Below are 16,939 nucleotides of genomic sequence, written 5' to 3'. Positions count from 1 at the left end.
CTGTATCAAATGTTTCCAATCGTTTGTTGGATATTTGATGCAGCCTTTTTCGTTTCTAAAAGTCTATTTTCCTCAGTCCAAAATCTCTATTTCTTCATCTCTTCAGGTAGTGATTCTCGGATGCGATTTACCAGCATCTCCAACAATGTATGCCGTATGAAGTTAGGCGAAGTCATCATAACTATCTCACGCGAAGGCACAGGATGGGCAAAAGAACGCACCAGTTTTCGTTGCTCTTCATTGAGTTGTGGCAATGCTAATTGCGGTATAAACGTCACCCCTTTACCATTTTCAACAATGCGCATAAAGGTTTCTATGCTCCCGAGATTGTAACTCTTCTTACTCAATGAAGCCGATTTAAGATGGCAGAACTTAACGAGTTGATCTCGAAAACAGTGCCCTTCGTCCAATAACCATAGGTATTCTCCTGACAAATCAGCTGGTCGTATGAACTTACAAGCGTACAATGGATCCTCTTTCGCTACATAAGCCAGGAACTGTTCATGGTAGAGTGTGGTGCAATTCATCTCTTCCAAACCACTCACCTGCGCCAATATCCCTGCATCAATATTCCCTTTTCTGATCGCACGACACATTTCATCCGTCTTCATCTCCGTTATTCTCACATCCATTTCAGGGTGTTCTTTCATCAACTGAGGGAAGAATCGTGGGATAAGATAAGGTGCTATCGTTGGCAAAACAGCCACTTCAAAGGTTCCCGTAAGCGTTTTCTGCTCCTCTTCTATCGTCTGTTTTAGTTTCTTTGCACGTGAGAGAACCTTCCACGCATGCTCTATCACCACCCTACCAGCCTTTGTTGGCTGTATGGGTTGCTGCTTTCTATCGAAGATCTTAACGCCCAACTCATTCTCTAACTTTTGTATCATCGAACTCAGAGTGGGCTGTGTTACATTGCACTCATCGGCAGCTTTGGCAAAATGTTTGAGCCGATATAGTGCCATAACATATTCTAATTGTTGTAGTGTCATCGTCTTATTGAGCTATAAAGAATGCAACAAATATAGGAATAAAAAGCCGAACTCGGATTGACTTAGCCTGTAATAAATCTAAAAACAAACGATAATCATGATTTCTAGGTATCAATATTCTCAATTATTATTGACGACTACTTACACGCTGTAAGTAGTTCATTTTCAGTGCTCATAATGCCCTTTATAGATTTTCTCTATCATCTAATAGAAATAATCAGTTGGTCACGACAAATAGAAAATCTATCTTTGCATCACGAAACAAAACATTTTCTCATAATTAAAGTATATTCATATATGGAACCAATCATCAATTCATTAGCACCAGAATTTAGTGTTCAAGCCTTCCAAGACGGACAGTTTAAGAGCGTATCAAGCAAGGATATCGAAGGCAAGTGGGCTTTGTTCTTCTTCTATCCAGCTGACTTTACATTCGTATGTCCTACTGAGTTAGAGGATCTTGCTGATAAGTACGAGCAATTAAAGGCTATGGGTGTTGAGGTATTCTCGGTTAGTTGCGATACACACTTTGTTCACAAGGCATGGCATGACGCATCTGAAAGCATCAAGAAGATTAAGTACACCATGCTTGCCGACCCAACAGGCGTATTGAGCCGTGGCTTTGGTGTTTACAAAGAGGATGAGGGTTTGGCTTATCGTGGCACATTCTTAGTGGATCCAGAAGGCCGTATCAAGGTTGCAGAGATACAAGATAACAGCATAGGACGCAATGCAGAAGAGTTAGTGCGTAAGGTTGAAGCAGCTCAATTTGTCGCTACTCACGATGGAGAAGTTTGTCCAGCAAGATGGACGAGAGGCGCAAAGACATTGAAGCCAAGCATTGATCTCGTGGGTAAGATCTAATTCTCTCATTTGCGCTTATAGGTTGACTAAACATTATGAAATATGACTGTGGAGGGGTAAACATCGTGTTTATCCCTCCATTCCTTTATGTTCTCTAATCCAATTCATGCCTCTCCAGATTATTACAAGGCTTCTGTAATACTTCTCCAAGTGCTTTGTAATACTTCTCCAAAGCACTTGTAATAATCCTGTAGATGGTTAAGACGGATTCTAAAGGAGTGTTTGTTGCAATAGAAAAAGGCTTGATACGAATTCGCATCAAGCCTTTCTTATGGTTAGAACATTACTTTTCTGTAACGACAAATACTTTTGTTTCGTGGGCTTCTAACTTACCTTCCCATGCTTTCTTTACCGATGTGTTCTTGTGTTCCCAAACATCTCTAAAGTCGTATTTGGCACTCTTGCCAAGGAAAGATAAGGGCAAGCTAATGCGTTGAGCTTTGTCAGAAGGATTCATAATAGCTATTGCCTGTCGGTTATTCGTCAGTTGACGATGATAAACACGGCACTCTCCAATGCGCTGAACAAGCCGAGCTGCCTTGCCAAGTGCGTCTTGATTGATGGCAATAATCTCTTTGTTGAGTAGGATTCGACGTGTTGCTGCATTCTCATTGAGTATATCATGACTCATAGCCAAGGGCGAGGCGAACATACACCACATAGACATTTGGGTCTGATACTCCGTATATGTACAGCCAATACCACCTAAATCGCTTGACGGGCCGCCTTTCCCTTCAAGTCCAACAACCAGCATATCCATGTCATTCCAGTGCCCTGGACCCGCAAAAGAGTAGAGAGGTTCGGTAATGTCGATGATGTCTAAAATGCCCATACCACCTTGTTTCACTATGTCCTTCCACATATCTCGCACGTCATAGCTTATTCTCCACAGCGAACCACCAGCCTGTCTTGCCCATAGTTCGGGGTTGAGTTGTCCCCATTCGCACACTCCGAGAGCTATTTTTCGCCCTGATTTCTCCAGCGCATCACCCATTCTTTTGTATCTCTCGTGGGCAACTGCACTATCAGAAGGAGCGTGACAATAGTCGTATTTCAGGTAGTCCATTCCCCACTCAGCGAAGGTCTTTGCGTCTTGTTCCTCAAAGTTATAACTTGCAGTATAGCCAGCACAGGTCAAAGGAGCCGCATCTGAATAGATACCTAACTTTAATCCACGACTATGAACATAGTCAGCTAAGGCCTTCATACCGCTTGGGAACTTCACAGGATCAGGTATAATGTTATTGCGTTTGTCACGTCCTCCCTGCCAAGCATCATCAATAAAGATGTATTGATAGCCTGCATCTGCATAGCCATCAGCCGCCATCTTGTCTGCAATTTGTCGTATTAATTGCTCGTTAATATCCTCTCCATACTTGTTCCAAGTCATGAATCCCATTGGAGGAGTCAGTGCTAACGAGTCACGATTGCCTGCTTGTGAGTTCAAACAACAGCCTAATAACATCGTTAAAAACAAAAAAGTCTTGTTGAGTTTACTTGTTAGGTAATTCATAAAAGATAGTAATTTAGGTTGTTAGTGTAATCAAAAAAATCCGCAGACTCAACCAGAATCAGCGGATTTTAACGTTGTCCCAGGCGGATTCGAACCACCACTGACAGAACCAAAAACTGTAGTGCTACCATTACACCATAGGACAATTGCGGTGCAAAGGTAATACTTTTGTATGTTATAATCAAATATTCTTCCTACTTTTTTGCCGTGTTCTTACATTAAGCAAAGAAGAAGTAGCTGAAAAGAACGGCTGCAACCATACCTGCAATGTCCGCCATTACACCACAAACCACTGAATATCTGTATTTCTTAATACCCACACTTCCGAAGTAAATAGCTAGGATATAGAAGGTTGTGTCCGTGCTTCCTTGTAAGATACTGGCTGTATGTCCGATGAAAGAGTCGACTCCGAATGAGTTAAAACACTCCAACATCATCCCTCGCGCACCTGGTCCACTGAGTGGCTTCATCAATGCTACGGGGAGAGTACTTACCCAATCGCTATTCATTCCGAGCATTTCTACACCTGCTTTAATGGTGTCTTGAAACATATCGAGTGCTCCTGATGCACGGAAAACACCTACAGCTGCGAGGATGGCTATGCAATAAGGAATCAGAGTAACCGCCACTTTGAATCCGCCTTTGGCTCCTTCTATGAATGAGTTATAGACGTTCAACTTCTTCCGCCAGCCTGCATAGATGAAGAGAATGATGGCTCCTAGCATAATGCAACTGGTGAGGATTCGACAAAAATGTTGTGTTTGTTCGGTATCCATACCATGAATTGCAGTGAAGAGTCCTGCTACCAATGCTGCAACAACAGCCGCTGCGGTGAGGATAGCCTTATTGAATAGATTGATTTTCTGGTATATAGACGTGACCAAAAGACCCACGAGTGTGGAACACAAGGTAGCGAGTAACATTGGAATAAACACATCTGTAGGGTCGGCAGCACCTGCTTTTGCTCTGTAAGCCATGATAGATACGGGGATAATCGTTAGACCAGAAGTATTCAAAACGAGGAACATTATCATCGGATTACTTGCTGTGTCTTTCTTCGGATTAAGGCTTTGTAACTCCTGCATAGCCTTTAGTCCCACTGGAGTTGCAGCATTATCAAGTCCCAGCATATTGGCAGAGAAGTTCATAAATATCGATCCCAACGCAGGGTGCCCCTTAGGTATATCAGGGAAGAGTTTGGTGAGTACGGGACTAAGAAAGTTGGCTAAGCGTTGCACCAAGCCACTATCTTCGCCAATCTTCAGCATTCCCATCCATAGAGTAAGTGTGCCTGTCAGTCCTAATGTCATTTCAAATCCAACCTTCGAAGCCTCGAATGTGGAGTCCATCATTGCTGGTAAGGCATCGTAATCACCCATGAATACAAGTTTGATAACGCCCACGAGGACGCCAATTACAAATAGTGCAATCCAGATATAGTTAAGAACCATTGTTGTTATTGTTTAATAAGTACGCCTTGCGGAAGCTGACGTTGTGTGTTTGTTGTTGATGTTTTGATTGTTTGTGGACGGAAGTGTCGCAATCTGGGTTCGCCCAGTTGCTCCATCGCTCGTACCTCATAAGGATAGTCGTCGACATCTTCTGCCTTGATAATCACCTTCATCCCGACAAAAGCATATCGGTTTCGAAGGTCGCGAACATCCTCATCTTTCAGTCTTATACAGCCTTCGCTGGCTAATCCTGGTACACTCTCTCTGTTATTCGTACTGCCATGTATGCCTATACTTCGATTTCCTGTCCCTATGTTCAAACGCAGGAAATAAGGTCCATAAGCCAATATGTTGCCTCGACCATCACGGAAGTCGTGTTTCCAAGAGGCTGCATTACATATCTGTGATATGCTGAAGGAAGGAATAGAAGGTGTGCAATGCGGAGTGCGCATATCGCCTGTTCGAGTCTTATTGCCCCTGTTTACTGCAAAACAAGCATCGTATCTTGCTACAAGAACAGTGTCATCTAACCTCTTCTCATAAACATATAAGTAGTAATCTTTCTTCGATATAACAATGAAACAGTTGTTTTTATTCTCTGCGCCGAGCGATATGGAGACATCAGCTGGTGCCCGTGTCGTTTTCAGTCCATGCACAACCACCTGTTTCTCGCAGATGTTGTCGGGTGAATAAAGGAGTGTCTGCGCTTCGATACTAAGGCAGAAAGCAACAGAGAACAACGTGAAAATCTTTCTTAACAAGCCCATGTTCTTACTTTTTCTCTGGTGCAGTGAGTTTCCCACCACCAATGTGTACACCTTTCTCATTAGGAATCTTACCCCCACCGATACGCAATTCTTCTTTTGAGATAGGCTTCTTGTCTTCCTTAGGCTCTGTCTTATCAGAAGTCTTCACACGTCCAGTCTTTGCTGTGGCAGTTGCTATCTGTTCGTTGGTCAATGTCTTTGTAGCATCGAAGTGACGCTTACGTTCAATCTTCTGACGCTTCATTGCATGAATTTCAAAGGGGTAATCGTCTACGTTTTCAGCCTTGATAACAACCTTCATACCCTCTGTTGCATAGTTTTCGGCTAGGTCTTTTATGTCCTCATCCTTTAGTCTTATGCAGCCTTCACTAGCTCTTCCGGGCACACTCTCACGGTTGTTTGTACTTCCATGGATACCTATTCCACTGTGCCCAGGCGTTTTCAGACGTAGAAAATAGTCCCCGTAACTCTTGATTTTACCACGACCATCACCGAAGTCATGCTCCCAGTTAGAGGCAGGAACAATCTGTTGGACTTGGAAAGGGTTATCTATCGTACAATGCGGAGTGCGCATATCGCCTTCTTTCTCCTTTTGTCCTTTCTTCAAAGAGAAGGCACAATCATAGCGAGCAATGAGTGTTGTGTCCTTACCTTGTGGCTCGTAAACATAGAGATAATAGTCTTTCTTCGACATAACAATGAAGAGTTTCTTCTTGTCTTTGACCTTATCTTTAAAGCTAAGGCTTGTGTCTGGCGTTGTACGAATGGTGCGATTGCCATAATCAAGTACTACTTCTTCCTTGATAGCATTGCCTGAATAAGGTAAACCTTCTATTGCCGTTTTGTCGTCTTTAGCAACAGCAAGCCCATTGGCATTGACGCTCATGGATGCACCTTGCCCTTCGTTATTGTTCTCTTTGTCTTTTTTTCCACCGCAAGAAACGATAGAAACAGCTGTTAGAGCTGCTAAAAGACCTATAAACATTGACTTTCTCATTTTGTATAAAAACCTTTTTTGAGTATGTTATTCATGCCTCCTAAGAATGGAAAGAAGCATGTTTTAATAATCTAATGATAACCTTTATTCCTGATAGATATATACTATTACGGTCGGAAAGAGCATCTTTTGTTCTTGCCGACCGCAGTTGTTTGATGGATAGATATCATGTTCTTTATTATCTAAGGTAGGCGAAGTCGGCTGAAACATAGTATTCACCGTCATCGAAGAGTACCTTATACCAGTTGCCGTATGCCCCTAAGAAAGGTAGAGATGTACCTTTTGATACTGTGTAAGCCTTGCCATTATAATACTGCAAAAAGCCATATTCCTTACCAGGTCCTATGCGCATACGCACGCCAACACCATTGATAACAACACGAGTAGCCTCTGATGGTGAAACAGATGTAGGCTTTTCTTTAACATATTGCACCTTTACTGGTTCCTTACTCTTCTTTTCTATCTGTTTCTTGAGTTGGTCGTATGAAGCCTTCATCGAGTCATTTGAAGCCTTCATCTCTTTGATAGTCTCTTGTTGTACATTAGTTTCCTGTGACACAGGCTCCTTACTCTTCCCTGCAAAAAGCCATATACCAAGACCGATACCAGCCATGACAAGGACAATAAGAATACCAATTAAGACTTTGACCATGTCGTTATTGCCAGATGGCTGTGGGGTGTATTGTGGGCGTTGATACGCATCTTGTACAGGTGGATAAGGCTGTGCAGTATTTTCTGAAGGTATAGCATTCCCACAGCTAGAGCAATGTTTTGCACCAGGAGAAAGAGGTGCTCCGCAATTAGAACAGAATCTTTGTGACATTGTTGTAGGTGTTTAAGGGTTATAAAAATGTGTGACTTAATTATTCAGAGAGCTTATTATTTGTTTCTTTCTTATAGGTGTGAACAGTCTTATATGTGCTTATTTTGATTCAAGAAGATTGTGATAAACATCTTACACAATAGTTGAAAGCTCACGAGTTATTACTTTAGGTAATAAATGGATTTAGTTAATTATGTTTGAGATAAGGTGCTTTGAAAGTACTGATATTCAAAGAACTCTTATCTAAAAGAGTTGTCCCAGGCGGATTCGAACCACCACTGACAGAACCAAAAACTGTAGTGCTACCATTACACCATAGGACAATCACACGTGCAAAGGTAATGTTTTTTTGTATTATCAGCAACTCTTACCGATTCTTTTTATAGGTGTTCTGTACTTGCGTGTGCTTGTTTGTTACACCTATTATATATATAGCAACATTTACTTTGGATAGATTTGGAGGTAAAGAAAAAAAGACTTATATTTGCGAATCACATACTTTTATGCCTGTTATTCAGTTATTTAATTCCTTTGCTTATGAAACCTATCTCTTCCGTAATAGTATTTCTTTTACTGGTGTTGTCAGCTATGTGTACGAGCATAAACAGTTATCGTTGTGCAGAAACAGCTATTGTGCAGGACATGAATCAGGCTTTGGAGAAGACACTTGCAGTGAAGCGTGAAGCATGGATAACGCCTGATACGATACAAAACTACCGTGAGCATTTGCGAATAAAGGACTTGAAGAGTCGGTCATTTGTATCTTATGCACTCGAAAAGAACGATTATTCCTTGTGTAGTCAGCGTTATCAATGGCAGAAAGGACGGCATTCTCTGATGTTCCAAAGCTATGCTGATTGTTCATTTGGTACTATTTGGGGATTATCTGACCAACGTTTAGCTTTGTTCCTCACCTTATCTGCCATGTTATGGATGCTCTTTTCTGTTGTTTCCTGGCATCGGAATGGGGCTGGGAGAATGGTTTTTGGAAGTATGACCTACGTCCCTTTGGAGCATTCCTTCCGTGATGTGCAGGGGAAAGAGATTCCTTTTACACCTATGCAGCACCAGTTGATGGAGTTGTTTATGGCTTCTGATGATATGAAATTATCAAAGATTACCATTTGTGAAAGCCTTTGGCCGAAGAAACCCGATGCCAGTGAGACACTTTACACACTGATTCGTCGCTTGAAGCCTGTTGTTAGTGAGCATTGTGGATTGACCATTACGGCAGAGAAGGGAGGTGGCTATCGACTCAAACACTTATAAGGTGAATAATCCTTAGAAGTGTTAGAGGCAATAGAGAAAAGCTATTGTCAGACAGATGTCAGTCTTATTTTTTGCACTTGAACAGTGTTGGAATTACCTTTGATTCAAAATATTCAAGCTATGAAGAAAGTATTATGTACATTGCTGTTAGGCTTCTTGGTGCTACCAGTTGGAGCCCAAGAAGAGGTGAAGAATGCAAAAGAACCGAAGGAGGTGCAACTGAATGAGGTTACTGTTGAGGCTGCTCGAGTGGTAACAAAGGTGGATGGTCTGTTGATTATTCCGTCTGATACACAGCGTAAAGCATCCACGAATGGATATAGTTTGCTAAGTAAACTATCGTTACCACACGTTCGGGTAGATCCTGTGAGCCACGTTGTTACCGCTTTAATGAATAATGGTGCGGTGCAGTTAAGGCTGAATGGGGTTGTAATAGATAAGGAGGAAATGCTATCCTTAGACCCTAAACTTGTGAAAAACATTGATTTCATCGATAATCCGGGTGTAAGATATGGGGAGAATATAGCTTATGTTATTGATATAAAAACGAAAAGGAACACAGGTGGATATGTCGTTGGAGTAGACTTAACACACACGCTAACAGCGTGGAATACGGATAATACCATCTATACAAAGCTAAATCATAAAAATTCGGAACTGTCCTTTTCTTATAACTTCTCCTATCGGGACTTCCGCAAAGGGCGTACTTCTGAGACGGCAGATTACCTATTAAATAATGGTAGTCATTATCTTGTTACACGTAAGCAAACGGCTGGTAGGGATAGAGCTTTGGGCAATCGACTTCAGATGAAGTATAGTCTTGCTGATTCAGCCTCCTATGTTTTCCAAGCCACGTTATCAACCTTTGGAATGAATACTCCTAGTTGTTTCTCTGATTATCAATTAATGGATGGAACGCTAACACAGGCTTATCAAGATGTGAATAGGTCGAGTAGTTTTACGCCAGTTATCGATCTTTACTTTTTTCATAAGCTAGGGAATCATCAGAGTGTAACGACGAATGTTGTTGGAACTGCTATCTACACGGATAAGTATGTGAGGCAGGGTGAGGGAACACCTTATACTTATAATGTAGATGGAGATACTTGGTCGGTTCAGAGCGAGGCTATTTATGAAAACAAATTGAAGCCTTTCACACTCTCTGCTGGCTTGCAACACATGCAGAAATACACGCGTAATCATTATACAGGGGATGTTGATGCACTGAATAAGATGCACCTTGGTGAACTCTATCTTTTCTCTGAGTTAAAAGGAAAGTGGCAGAAGTTGAGTTATTCTCTGGGCGTTGGAGTGGCAAACAAAACCTATTCTCAAGCAAGTTATAATTATAATTACTGGACGTTCCGCCCGAAGGTTACATTAAAGTATATGCTTCTGAAAGGACTAAATGTGGGTTACGCTTTTCAGACTTATCGTCGAGTTTCGCCTTACGCAATGGTTTCTGATATGCGAATAAGGAATAATAGTCGTGAATGGACAGTGGGTAATCCTGCCTTGAAGCCCTCACGTGTCATTCAACATACGATGAGTTTAGATTATTATGGTGATCGGGTGTCGAACAGTATGTACATGGAGTATCGGCGAAACTTGCATTGTAATATGGCAAGATATGAGCGAACTGCATCGGATGAGTTCCTTTATTCGCAACAGAATATGGGGCGTATTAGCTTGTTCCATGTGCAAGATAACTTGAAGTATGAGCTTATTCCTGAACACTTATCAGTGACATTGACGGGTGGAATTAATCGTTTTTTTAATGTTTGTAGTCTTTATCGTCATTATCTCACCAGCTACACTTATGGTGGAAGTGTGCAGGCTTACCTTGGTAAATGGACTTTGCAAGGATATGCAGATAATGGTTGGAGGTTCTTAGAAGGAGAGAGGTTAGGGCATAATGGAGCGTTTAGTTATTTGGCAATAAGCTATAGTTGGGGGAATTGCAGTCTTTCTCTCGATGTGCAACACGTCTTCCAACAGCATCCACGAATGTATAAGTCACAACTCCTCAACGCATATCTACATAAGAGTGAAATAGAACGTAATAGAGACTTGGGTAATATGATAGGGCTTAACTTTACGTGGCGATTATCGAAGGGTAAGGCTTATAAGCAGATTGAAAAGCGAATAGAACGACAAGAAGATAAGCAGACTGGAATCATGTAAGGTTCTATTATTGGTTCGGAAATATAGTTTCTCTAATCTTTTCCAGCTCGTCTAGTATGCATAGAAAATCTAAGTTCTCATAGAAGAAACTAGTTCCTATAATAGAAAGAGGCAAACCTATCAAGGCTCGCCTCTTATACTATTGTAAATAGTTTACAATTTATTTGTTTACAGCATCTGCTAATTCTGCACCAGCCTTGAACTTTGCTACCTTCTTTGCTGGAATCTGAATCTTCTGCTTTGTTGCTGGGTTGATACCTTCGTGAGCTGGACGCTCGTTGATAGAAAATGTGCCGAAGCCTACGAGCTGAACCTTATCTCCTTCAACAAGTGCACCCTTGATTGCTTCAGTTGTTGCATCTAATGCCTTCTTTGCGTCAGCCTTGCTTAGATTAGCAGAAGCCGCAATCTTTTCGATTAACTCTGTCTTGTTCATAATTCCGATTTATTTGTTGATTAATTTATAAATGATACTTTCGATTATGCTGCAAATATAGTTGATTCCTTTTATATAACAAGTAAAATCAAAGGAAAAGTGTAGAAAATTACAAAAATAAGCCCTTATCCTCTCCCTTTCCTGCTTTATAACGGGATTATTTCGTATTTTTGCAACGTTTTAAAGATAATGGCTTACAATAAGAAACTAACAAATGCGTAATATACTGAATATTCCGATAGTCACAAGAAATCTCCTTATTATAAACGTCTTGGTGTTTTTTGCTTCTTATGTGTTTGGAGTTATAGGTATTGATTTTGATAACCTCTTTGGGTTATTCTATATTGGTTCTTCTAACTTCGGCGTCTGGCAGTTCCTCACCAGCATGTTTATGCATGCCAACATTATGCATATTGCCACGAACATGTTTATGTTGTGGATGTTTGGATCAGTCATTGAGCATGTATGGGGACCGAGGAAGTTCCTTTTTTATTACATTGTCTGTGGAATTGGAGGCGGTTTGCTTCAGGAATTAGCGTGGTATTGTATGCCTTTCGTAATGGATACGATTACTGTGACGAGGAATGGGGTGAGCATTGACATACCATCTGTTATATATATCCAACAGACAATGGCAATTGGAGCTTCTGGTGCTGTCGTTGGTTTGTTACTAGCTTTTGGAATGTTATTCCCTAATGAGCGAATGTTCATTATACCGATTCCTGTTCCAATAAAGGCCAAATGGTTGGTAACAGGAATGATTGCTATTGAGATATTCTCATCGTTCAGCCCAGGCTCTGATATTGCCCATGTAGTGCATGTGGGAGGTGCTTTGACGGGTTTCTTACTAATTATGTATTGGAAGAGACATCCGTATTCAGGATATGGAAATATGAGTATGCACAAAGGGCATCAGTTCTTTGATCGTATGAAAGATAGTTGGGAAAAGCATACGGGGAAGGTTGGAACAGGCGGAAGTAATAGCTCTTGGGGAGACTCCTCACAGCATAACTCGACAACACAGAATAGTGATTGGGATTATAATGCGCAGAAGCATAGAGAGCAAGAAGAGATAGACCGCATTTTAGACAAGATTCGCAAGAGCGGCTATGATAGCCTTTCTAAAGCAGAGAAGCAAAAGCTCTTCGATAGTAGCAAGAAGTAAGTGTTATTGTAATTAGTATGGGCAGATGTCCTGAACGAGACTTATGAGCGTATATTTATGATGCTTAAGAATTTCAAGAAGTTCACATTCAGAGCACTCTTTGTAGGTAATATCCTTGTTATATTGTTGATGTTGCTAATTGGCAATATCGACTGGTTGAATCCTGTTGATTATCCTCTGCTTGCTAATCTAGGATTGGGATACCCTATACTCCTTGCGTTTAACTTCGCTTTCCTTGTCTTTTGGGCATTTGTGAGATTGCGTACAATATGGCTTCCCGTATTGGGCTTTATCCTTTGTTTTGCCTCTATTCGAATCTATTGTCCGTTTAATCTTCCAAAGGATAAGCCCCATGGTGCTATTAAAGTCCTGTCTTACAATGTTTATATGTTTGACTCTTGGGAAGAGACCAATCCTAAGACCAACCCCATTGTCAACTATATCATTGACAGCAAGGCTGATTTGGTTTGCTTGCAAGAAGCTCAAGGCGATGGTGATAAGAATGGAGGAATCTATAAAAGACTAAAGGCACACTATCCATACTTCAAGTTGATGGTGAAGAAGAAGCCCGGTGCTGATTACATGGTATTGCTGAGTCGTTATCCAATTCTTTGGCAAGATACCATCCCGTATGGCTCTAGTTCTAACCAAAGTGTGGCTTATATGGTAGACATAAAAGGTACAAAGACGCTTGTTGTGAATAACCATTTTGAGAGTAATGGCTTATCCAATGATGATAAAGCGGGCTTCAAGTCACTCGTGAAAGGGCGTATGCGGACGAATAAGGCCAAGTCAGAGTCCGTGCACCTATTGCGTAAGTTGGGAAAGGTCTCAATGCGTCGTGCCCCACAAGCAGATATGGTGGCACGTTATGTTAAGCAATATCTCGATAAGAAAGTGCCCGTAATACTCTGTGGCGACTTTAATGATAACCCACTAAGTTACACCCATCGAGTCATAGATAAGGAACTGATAGATTGCTTCGTAGCGAGTGGTAATGGTCCTGGAATCAGCTATCATCGTAGCGGGATGTACTTCCGTATAGACCATATATTCTGTTCTGACGACTTTGAGCCATACGATGCGCACGTCGACAATAGTGTGACTACATCTGACCATTATCCCATTTATTGTTGGCTCAAATACCGCCCCAAACCTTAAAAAGCACACATTTATAAGGTGTAAATTTCCCAAAGTGTGAGAAAATGCTTATCTTTGCACGTCTATTAAGCGTAGCGAAACTATAATTAAATACAATCAAATAAAATGCAAAACAAAGGATTAGTAATTTGCGTATCAGTCTTGTTGACGCTCGCAAGTATCTTCTACCTGTCTTTCTCAGTGGCGACAAGCTACTACGATAGCAAGGCAGCGGAGATTAAAGACCCTATTGCGCGACAGGATTATAAAGATTCTGTTAAGTACTTGGGTATCTACTCTTACCAGAAGTGCCTTGAAACACAGATCGGTCTAGGTCTTGACTTGAAAGGTGGTATGAACGTTGTACTTGAGATTTCAGTACCTGATGTTGTTGACGTGTTGGCTGACCACAAGCAGGATGTTGCTTATCAGAAAGCTATGGCGGAGGCAAAGAAGGAAGAGATGACAAGTCAGAAGGACTTTATCAGTCTTTTCGTTGATGCTTACCACAAGGTAGCTCCAGGTCATAAGCTAGCAGAAGTCTTTGCAACACAGCAGTTGAAAGGCAAGGTTACAACACAGAGTTCTGATGCAGATGTTGAGAAGGCTCTCCGTGAGGAAGTTGCTTCAGCCATCGATAACTCTTACAACGTTGTTACCAATCGTATTGACCAGTATGGCGTAGTTCAGCCTAACATCCAAAAGTTGGAAGGTCAGGAAGGTCGCTTGATGGTTGAGATGCCTGGTATTCGTGAGCCTGAGCGTATGCGTAAACTCCTTCAGGGTTCAGCTAATCTAGAGTTCTGGGAGACTTACAACAGCCAAGAGGTAGCTCCTTACCTAGCCCAGCTCGACCAGCGTTTAGCTAATGGTGATTCAAAGAGCGATGCTACAGCAAAGGATTCTACGAAAGCTGCAAAGCCTAACAAAGACGCTAAACTAACATTGAATGCAGGTAAGAACTCTGCCACATCAACAGAGTCAGCTGCTTTGGCTGCTGCTAAGAAGCAACACCCATTACTCTCAATGTTACAGACTGTGCCAGGCGAGGGCTTGAGCCTCGTAGGTTATGCAAATGTGCGTGACACAGCAGCTATTAATAAGCTCATCCATAGTCAGCTTGCAAAGCAAGTATTGCCTAGCAACTTGAAACTCCTTTGGAGTGCAAAGCCAGCTGAAGGCTTACAGCAGAAGAACGTATATGCACTTCACGCCTTGAAAGTCACAACCTCTGACGGTCGTGCACCATTGGAAGGTGACGTTGTTACAGATGCCAAAGACCAGTTCGACCAGTTTGGTCGCCCTGAGGTTAGCATGACTATGAACTCAGAAGGTGCTCGTGAGTGGGCAGCTCTTACGAAGGCAAATGTTGGTAAGGCTATTGCTATCGTATTGGATGGCGTAGTATATTCTGCTCCTCGTGTAAATGGTGAGATCACAGGTGGTCAGTCATCTATCTCTGGTAACTTCACGATTGAGGATACAAAAGACTTAGCAAACACATTGGAGTCAGGTCGTATGCCTGCACCTGCTAAGATAGTACAGGAGGAAGTAGTTGGTCCTACATTGGGTGCGCAGTCTATCCATCAAGGTCTTGTATCATTTGCAATCGCCTTTGTATTGCTCATGCTCTACATGATTCTGATGTATAACTTCATCCCAGGTATGATGGCTAACTTGGCATTGCTTGCCAACCTCTTCTTCACCTTGGGTGTCCTAGCATCCTTCCAGTCGGCATTGACTATGCCAGGTATTGCTGGTATCGTGTTGACCTTGGGTACAGCCGTGGATGCTAACGTGCTTATCTATGAACGTATCAAGGAAGAGCTGAAGCTCGGCAAGGGTATGAAGCAAGCTCTGAAGGAAGGTTATAGTAACGCATTCTCTGCTATCTTCGACTCTAACCTCACCTCACTCATCACAGGTGTTATCCTCCTTGTTACAGGTACGGGTCCTATCCGTGGTTTCGCAACAACATGGATCATCGGTCTTGTAATCTCTTTCTTCACCGCCGTATTCCTCACACGTATCGTATTCGAGAACCGCGTTGGTAAGGATAAGTGGTTGAATCAGACATTTACAACCGCCTTCTCTAAGAACTTCATGCAGGATAAGAACTACCACTTCCTCTCAATGTATAAGACTACATTCGCAGTCTGGGGCATTGCAGTATTGGTATGTATCGGTAGTTTCGTAGTACGTGGTTTGAGCCGTAGTATCGACTTCACTGGTGGTCGCAACTATGTTGTCACACTGAATAAGCCAACACAGGTTGAGGATGTACGTAAGGTGATGACTAATGCATTCGTCAACACAGTGGGCGAGAACGCAGGTAAACCAGCTACAACCAGTGTTATCGCACTTGGTACAGATGGTAAGACTGTTCGTATCTCAACCAACTATAACATCGATTCTAACGACCCAATGGAAGACGACAAGGCAGAGACTATTCTCTACAATGCGTTGAAGAAGGGTGGCTTCGTTAGTCAGGCAAGTGTAGCGAACTTCAAGAATCCAGACATTCGTGAGGGTGGTTCTATCATCCAGAGCGCAAAGGTGGGTCCTTCTATCGCAAAGAACATTACCTACAATGCGTTCATGAGCGTCTTACTGGCTATCTTCTTCATCTTCCTCTACATCCTCTTACGATTCCGCAATATCGGTTTCTCTGTTGGTTCAATAGTAGGACTTGTCCTCGATACCACTATCGTTATCGGTTGCTTCTCGTTATGTTATGGATGGATAGGCTTCTCTCTCGAGATCGATCAGACCTTTATCGGTGCCATCTTGACCGTTATCGGTTACGATATCAACGATACGGTGGTTGTATATGACCGTATCCGTGAGAACCTGCGCAAACATCAGCACACTCTCGGTAAGGCGGATATTCAGAAGATATTTAACGACTCTATCAACCAGACCCTCTCACGTACTATCAATACGTCAGTCTCTACATTGATTGTGCTCGTATCTATCTTCATCCTCGGTGGTGATAGCATCCGCAGCTTCTCATTCGCAATGATTATTGGTATCATCATCGGTACTTTGAGTTCAATCTTCATCGCATCTCCAGTTGCTTACCTCGTATTAGGTAAGAAGATTGAAAAGCGTTCACACGAACTTGCAGAAGCTCCTGTAGAGGCTTAATCAATAGGTCAAAAACAGATAAGGTTTACACCTTATATATATAAGCAGCCCGTTACCCTTTGGTAGCGGGCTGTTTCGTTTCCCGCAACTGCCCCGCTTCCTCCTGCCCATTGCCCTTTCTCATTGTTCTTTCTCCCCCGTATCCCCGTCTTGCATCATACGATTCCCTTTCGTTTCTCGCCTGTCTTCGATTG

At 42.1% G+C, this 16,939-nt stretch carries 13 protein-coding genes and 2 tRNA genes; 6 read left to right on the top strand and 9 right to left on the bottom strand.

Annotated elements, in window-relative coordinates:
- Positions 1-86: 86 nt before the first annotated feature.
- A complete protein-coding gene (locus tag F0475_RS06930; protein WP_155716047.1) occupies positions 87-989 on the bottom strand; it encodes a hydrogen peroxide-inducible genes activator in 903 nt (300 codons plus the stop codon).
- Positions 990-1,286: 297 nt separating this feature from the next.
- Here F0475_RS06930 and ahpC point away from each other — a divergent pair, with 297 nt between their 5' ends.
- Positions 1,287-1,853 carry an alkyl hydroperoxide reductase subunit C gene (gene ahpC, locus F0475_RS06925; RefSeq protein WP_009433884.1) on the top strand — a complete coding sequence of 189 codons (567 nt, stop codon included), beginning with the start codon at positions 1,287-1,289 and terminating at the stop codon, positions 1,851-1,853.
- A 283-nt stretch (positions 1,854-2,136) separates the two neighbouring features.
- Here ahpC and F0475_RS06920 read toward each other — a convergent pair whose 3' ends face one another.
- The 7 genes from F0475_RS06920 to F0475_RS06890 all read right to left on the bottom strand — a co-directional run bounded on the left by F0475_RS06920 (position 2,137) and on the right by F0475_RS06890 (position 7,727).
- A complete protein-coding gene (locus F0475_RS06920; RefSeq protein WP_155716046.1) occupies positions 2,137-3,366 on the bottom strand; it encodes a glycoside hydrolase family 27 protein in 1,230 nt (409 codons plus the stop codon).
- Between the two features lie 74 nt (positions 3,367-3,440).
- Positions 3,441-3,511: transfer RNA gene (locus F0475_RS06915), tRNA-Gln, on the bottom strand.
- A 73-nt stretch (positions 3,512-3,584) separates the two neighbouring features.
- Positions 3,585-4,817 (bottom strand): nucleoside recognition domain-containing protein, encoded by a 1,233-nt coding sequence (locus F0475_RS06910; RefSeq protein WP_155716045.1) that lies wholly within the window; start codon positions 4,815-4,817, stop codon positions 3,585-3,587.
- Between the two features lie 5 nt (positions 4,818-4,822).
- A complete protein-coding gene (locus F0475_RS06905) occupies positions 4,823-5,584 on the bottom strand; it encodes a L,D-transpeptidase (RefSeq protein WP_155716044.1) in 762 nt (253 codons plus the stop codon).
- Positions 5,585-5,588: 4 nt separating this feature from the next.
- Positions 5,589-6,581 (bottom strand): L,D-transpeptidase, encoded by a 993-nt coding sequence (locus tag F0475_RS06900; protein WP_155716043.1) that lies wholly within the window; start codon positions 6,579-6,581, stop codon positions 5,589-5,591.
- A 178-nt stretch (positions 6,582-6,759) separates the two neighbouring features.
- A complete protein-coding gene (locus tag F0475_RS06895) occupies positions 6,760-7,404 on the bottom strand; it encodes a zinc-ribbon domain-containing protein (protein WP_155716042.1) in 645 nt (214 codons plus the stop codon).
- A gap of 252 nt (positions 7,405-7,656) precedes the next feature.
- A tRNA-Gln gene (locus tag F0475_RS06890) sits at positions 7,657-7,727 on the bottom strand.
- Between the two features lie 214 nt (positions 7,728-7,941).
- On the opposite strand from F0475_RS06890, the gene F0475_RS06885 reads away from it, so the two are divergent.
- Together F0475_RS06885 and F0475_RS06880 are read left to right on the top strand one after the other, a co-directional pair.
- Positions 7,942-8,673, top strand: a complete 732-nt coding sequence (locus F0475_RS06885) for a helix-turn-helix domain-containing protein (RefSeq protein ID WP_155716041.1) — start codon at positions 7,942-7,944, stop codon at positions 8,671-8,673.
- Between the two features lie 120 nt (positions 8,674-8,793).
- On the top strand, positions 8,794-10,857 hold the full coding sequence (locus F0475_RS06880; protein WP_155716040.1) for a porin family protein: 2,064 nt from the start codon (positions 8,794-8,796) through the stop codon (positions 10,855-10,857).
- Between the two features lie 160 nt (positions 10,858-11,017).
- Here F0475_RS06880 and F0475_RS06875 read toward each other — a convergent pair whose 3' ends face one another.
- Positions 11,018-11,293 (bottom strand): HU family DNA-binding protein, encoded by a 276-nt coding sequence (locus F0475_RS06875; protein WP_009433913.1) that lies wholly within the window; start codon positions 11,291-11,293, stop codon positions 11,018-11,020.
- Positions 11,294-11,516: 223 nt separating this feature from the next.
- Here F0475_RS06875 and F0475_RS06870 point away from each other — a divergent pair, with 223 nt between their 5' ends.
- The 3 genes from F0475_RS06870 to secDF all read left to right on the top strand — a co-directional run bounded on the left by F0475_RS06870 (position 11,517) and on the right by secDF (position 16,745).
- Positions 11,517-12,458, top strand: coding sequence for a rhomboid family intramembrane serine protease (locus tag F0475_RS06870; protein WP_317163202.1), 942 nt, complete (start codon positions 11,517-11,519; stop codon positions 12,456-12,458).
- 57 nt (positions 12,459-12,515) lie between these two features.
- On the top strand, positions 12,516-13,619 hold the full coding sequence (locus tag F0475_RS06865; protein WP_394349998.1) for an endonuclease/exonuclease/phosphatase family protein: 1,104 nt from the start codon (positions 12,516-12,518) through the stop codon (positions 13,617-13,619).
- Positions 13,620-13,724: 105 nt separating this feature from the next.
- Positions 13,725-16,745: a protein translocase subunit SecDF gene (gene secDF, locus F0475_RS06860; RefSeq protein WP_155716038.1), complete on the top strand. Its 3,021-nt coding sequence runs from the start codon at positions 13,725-13,727 to the stop codon at positions 16,743-16,745.
- Positions 16,746-16,939: the final 194 nt, after the last annotated feature.

Origin of the sequence: Prevotella vespertina (genome assembly GCF_009728485.1) — a bacterium.
Classification (GTDB): Bacteria; Bacteroidota; Bacteroidia; order Bacteroidales; family Bacteroidaceae; genus Prevotella; species Prevotella vespertina.
Note: the sequence above shows the minus strand (reverse complement) of the source record. Positions and strands in the feature narration are given on the sequence as shown.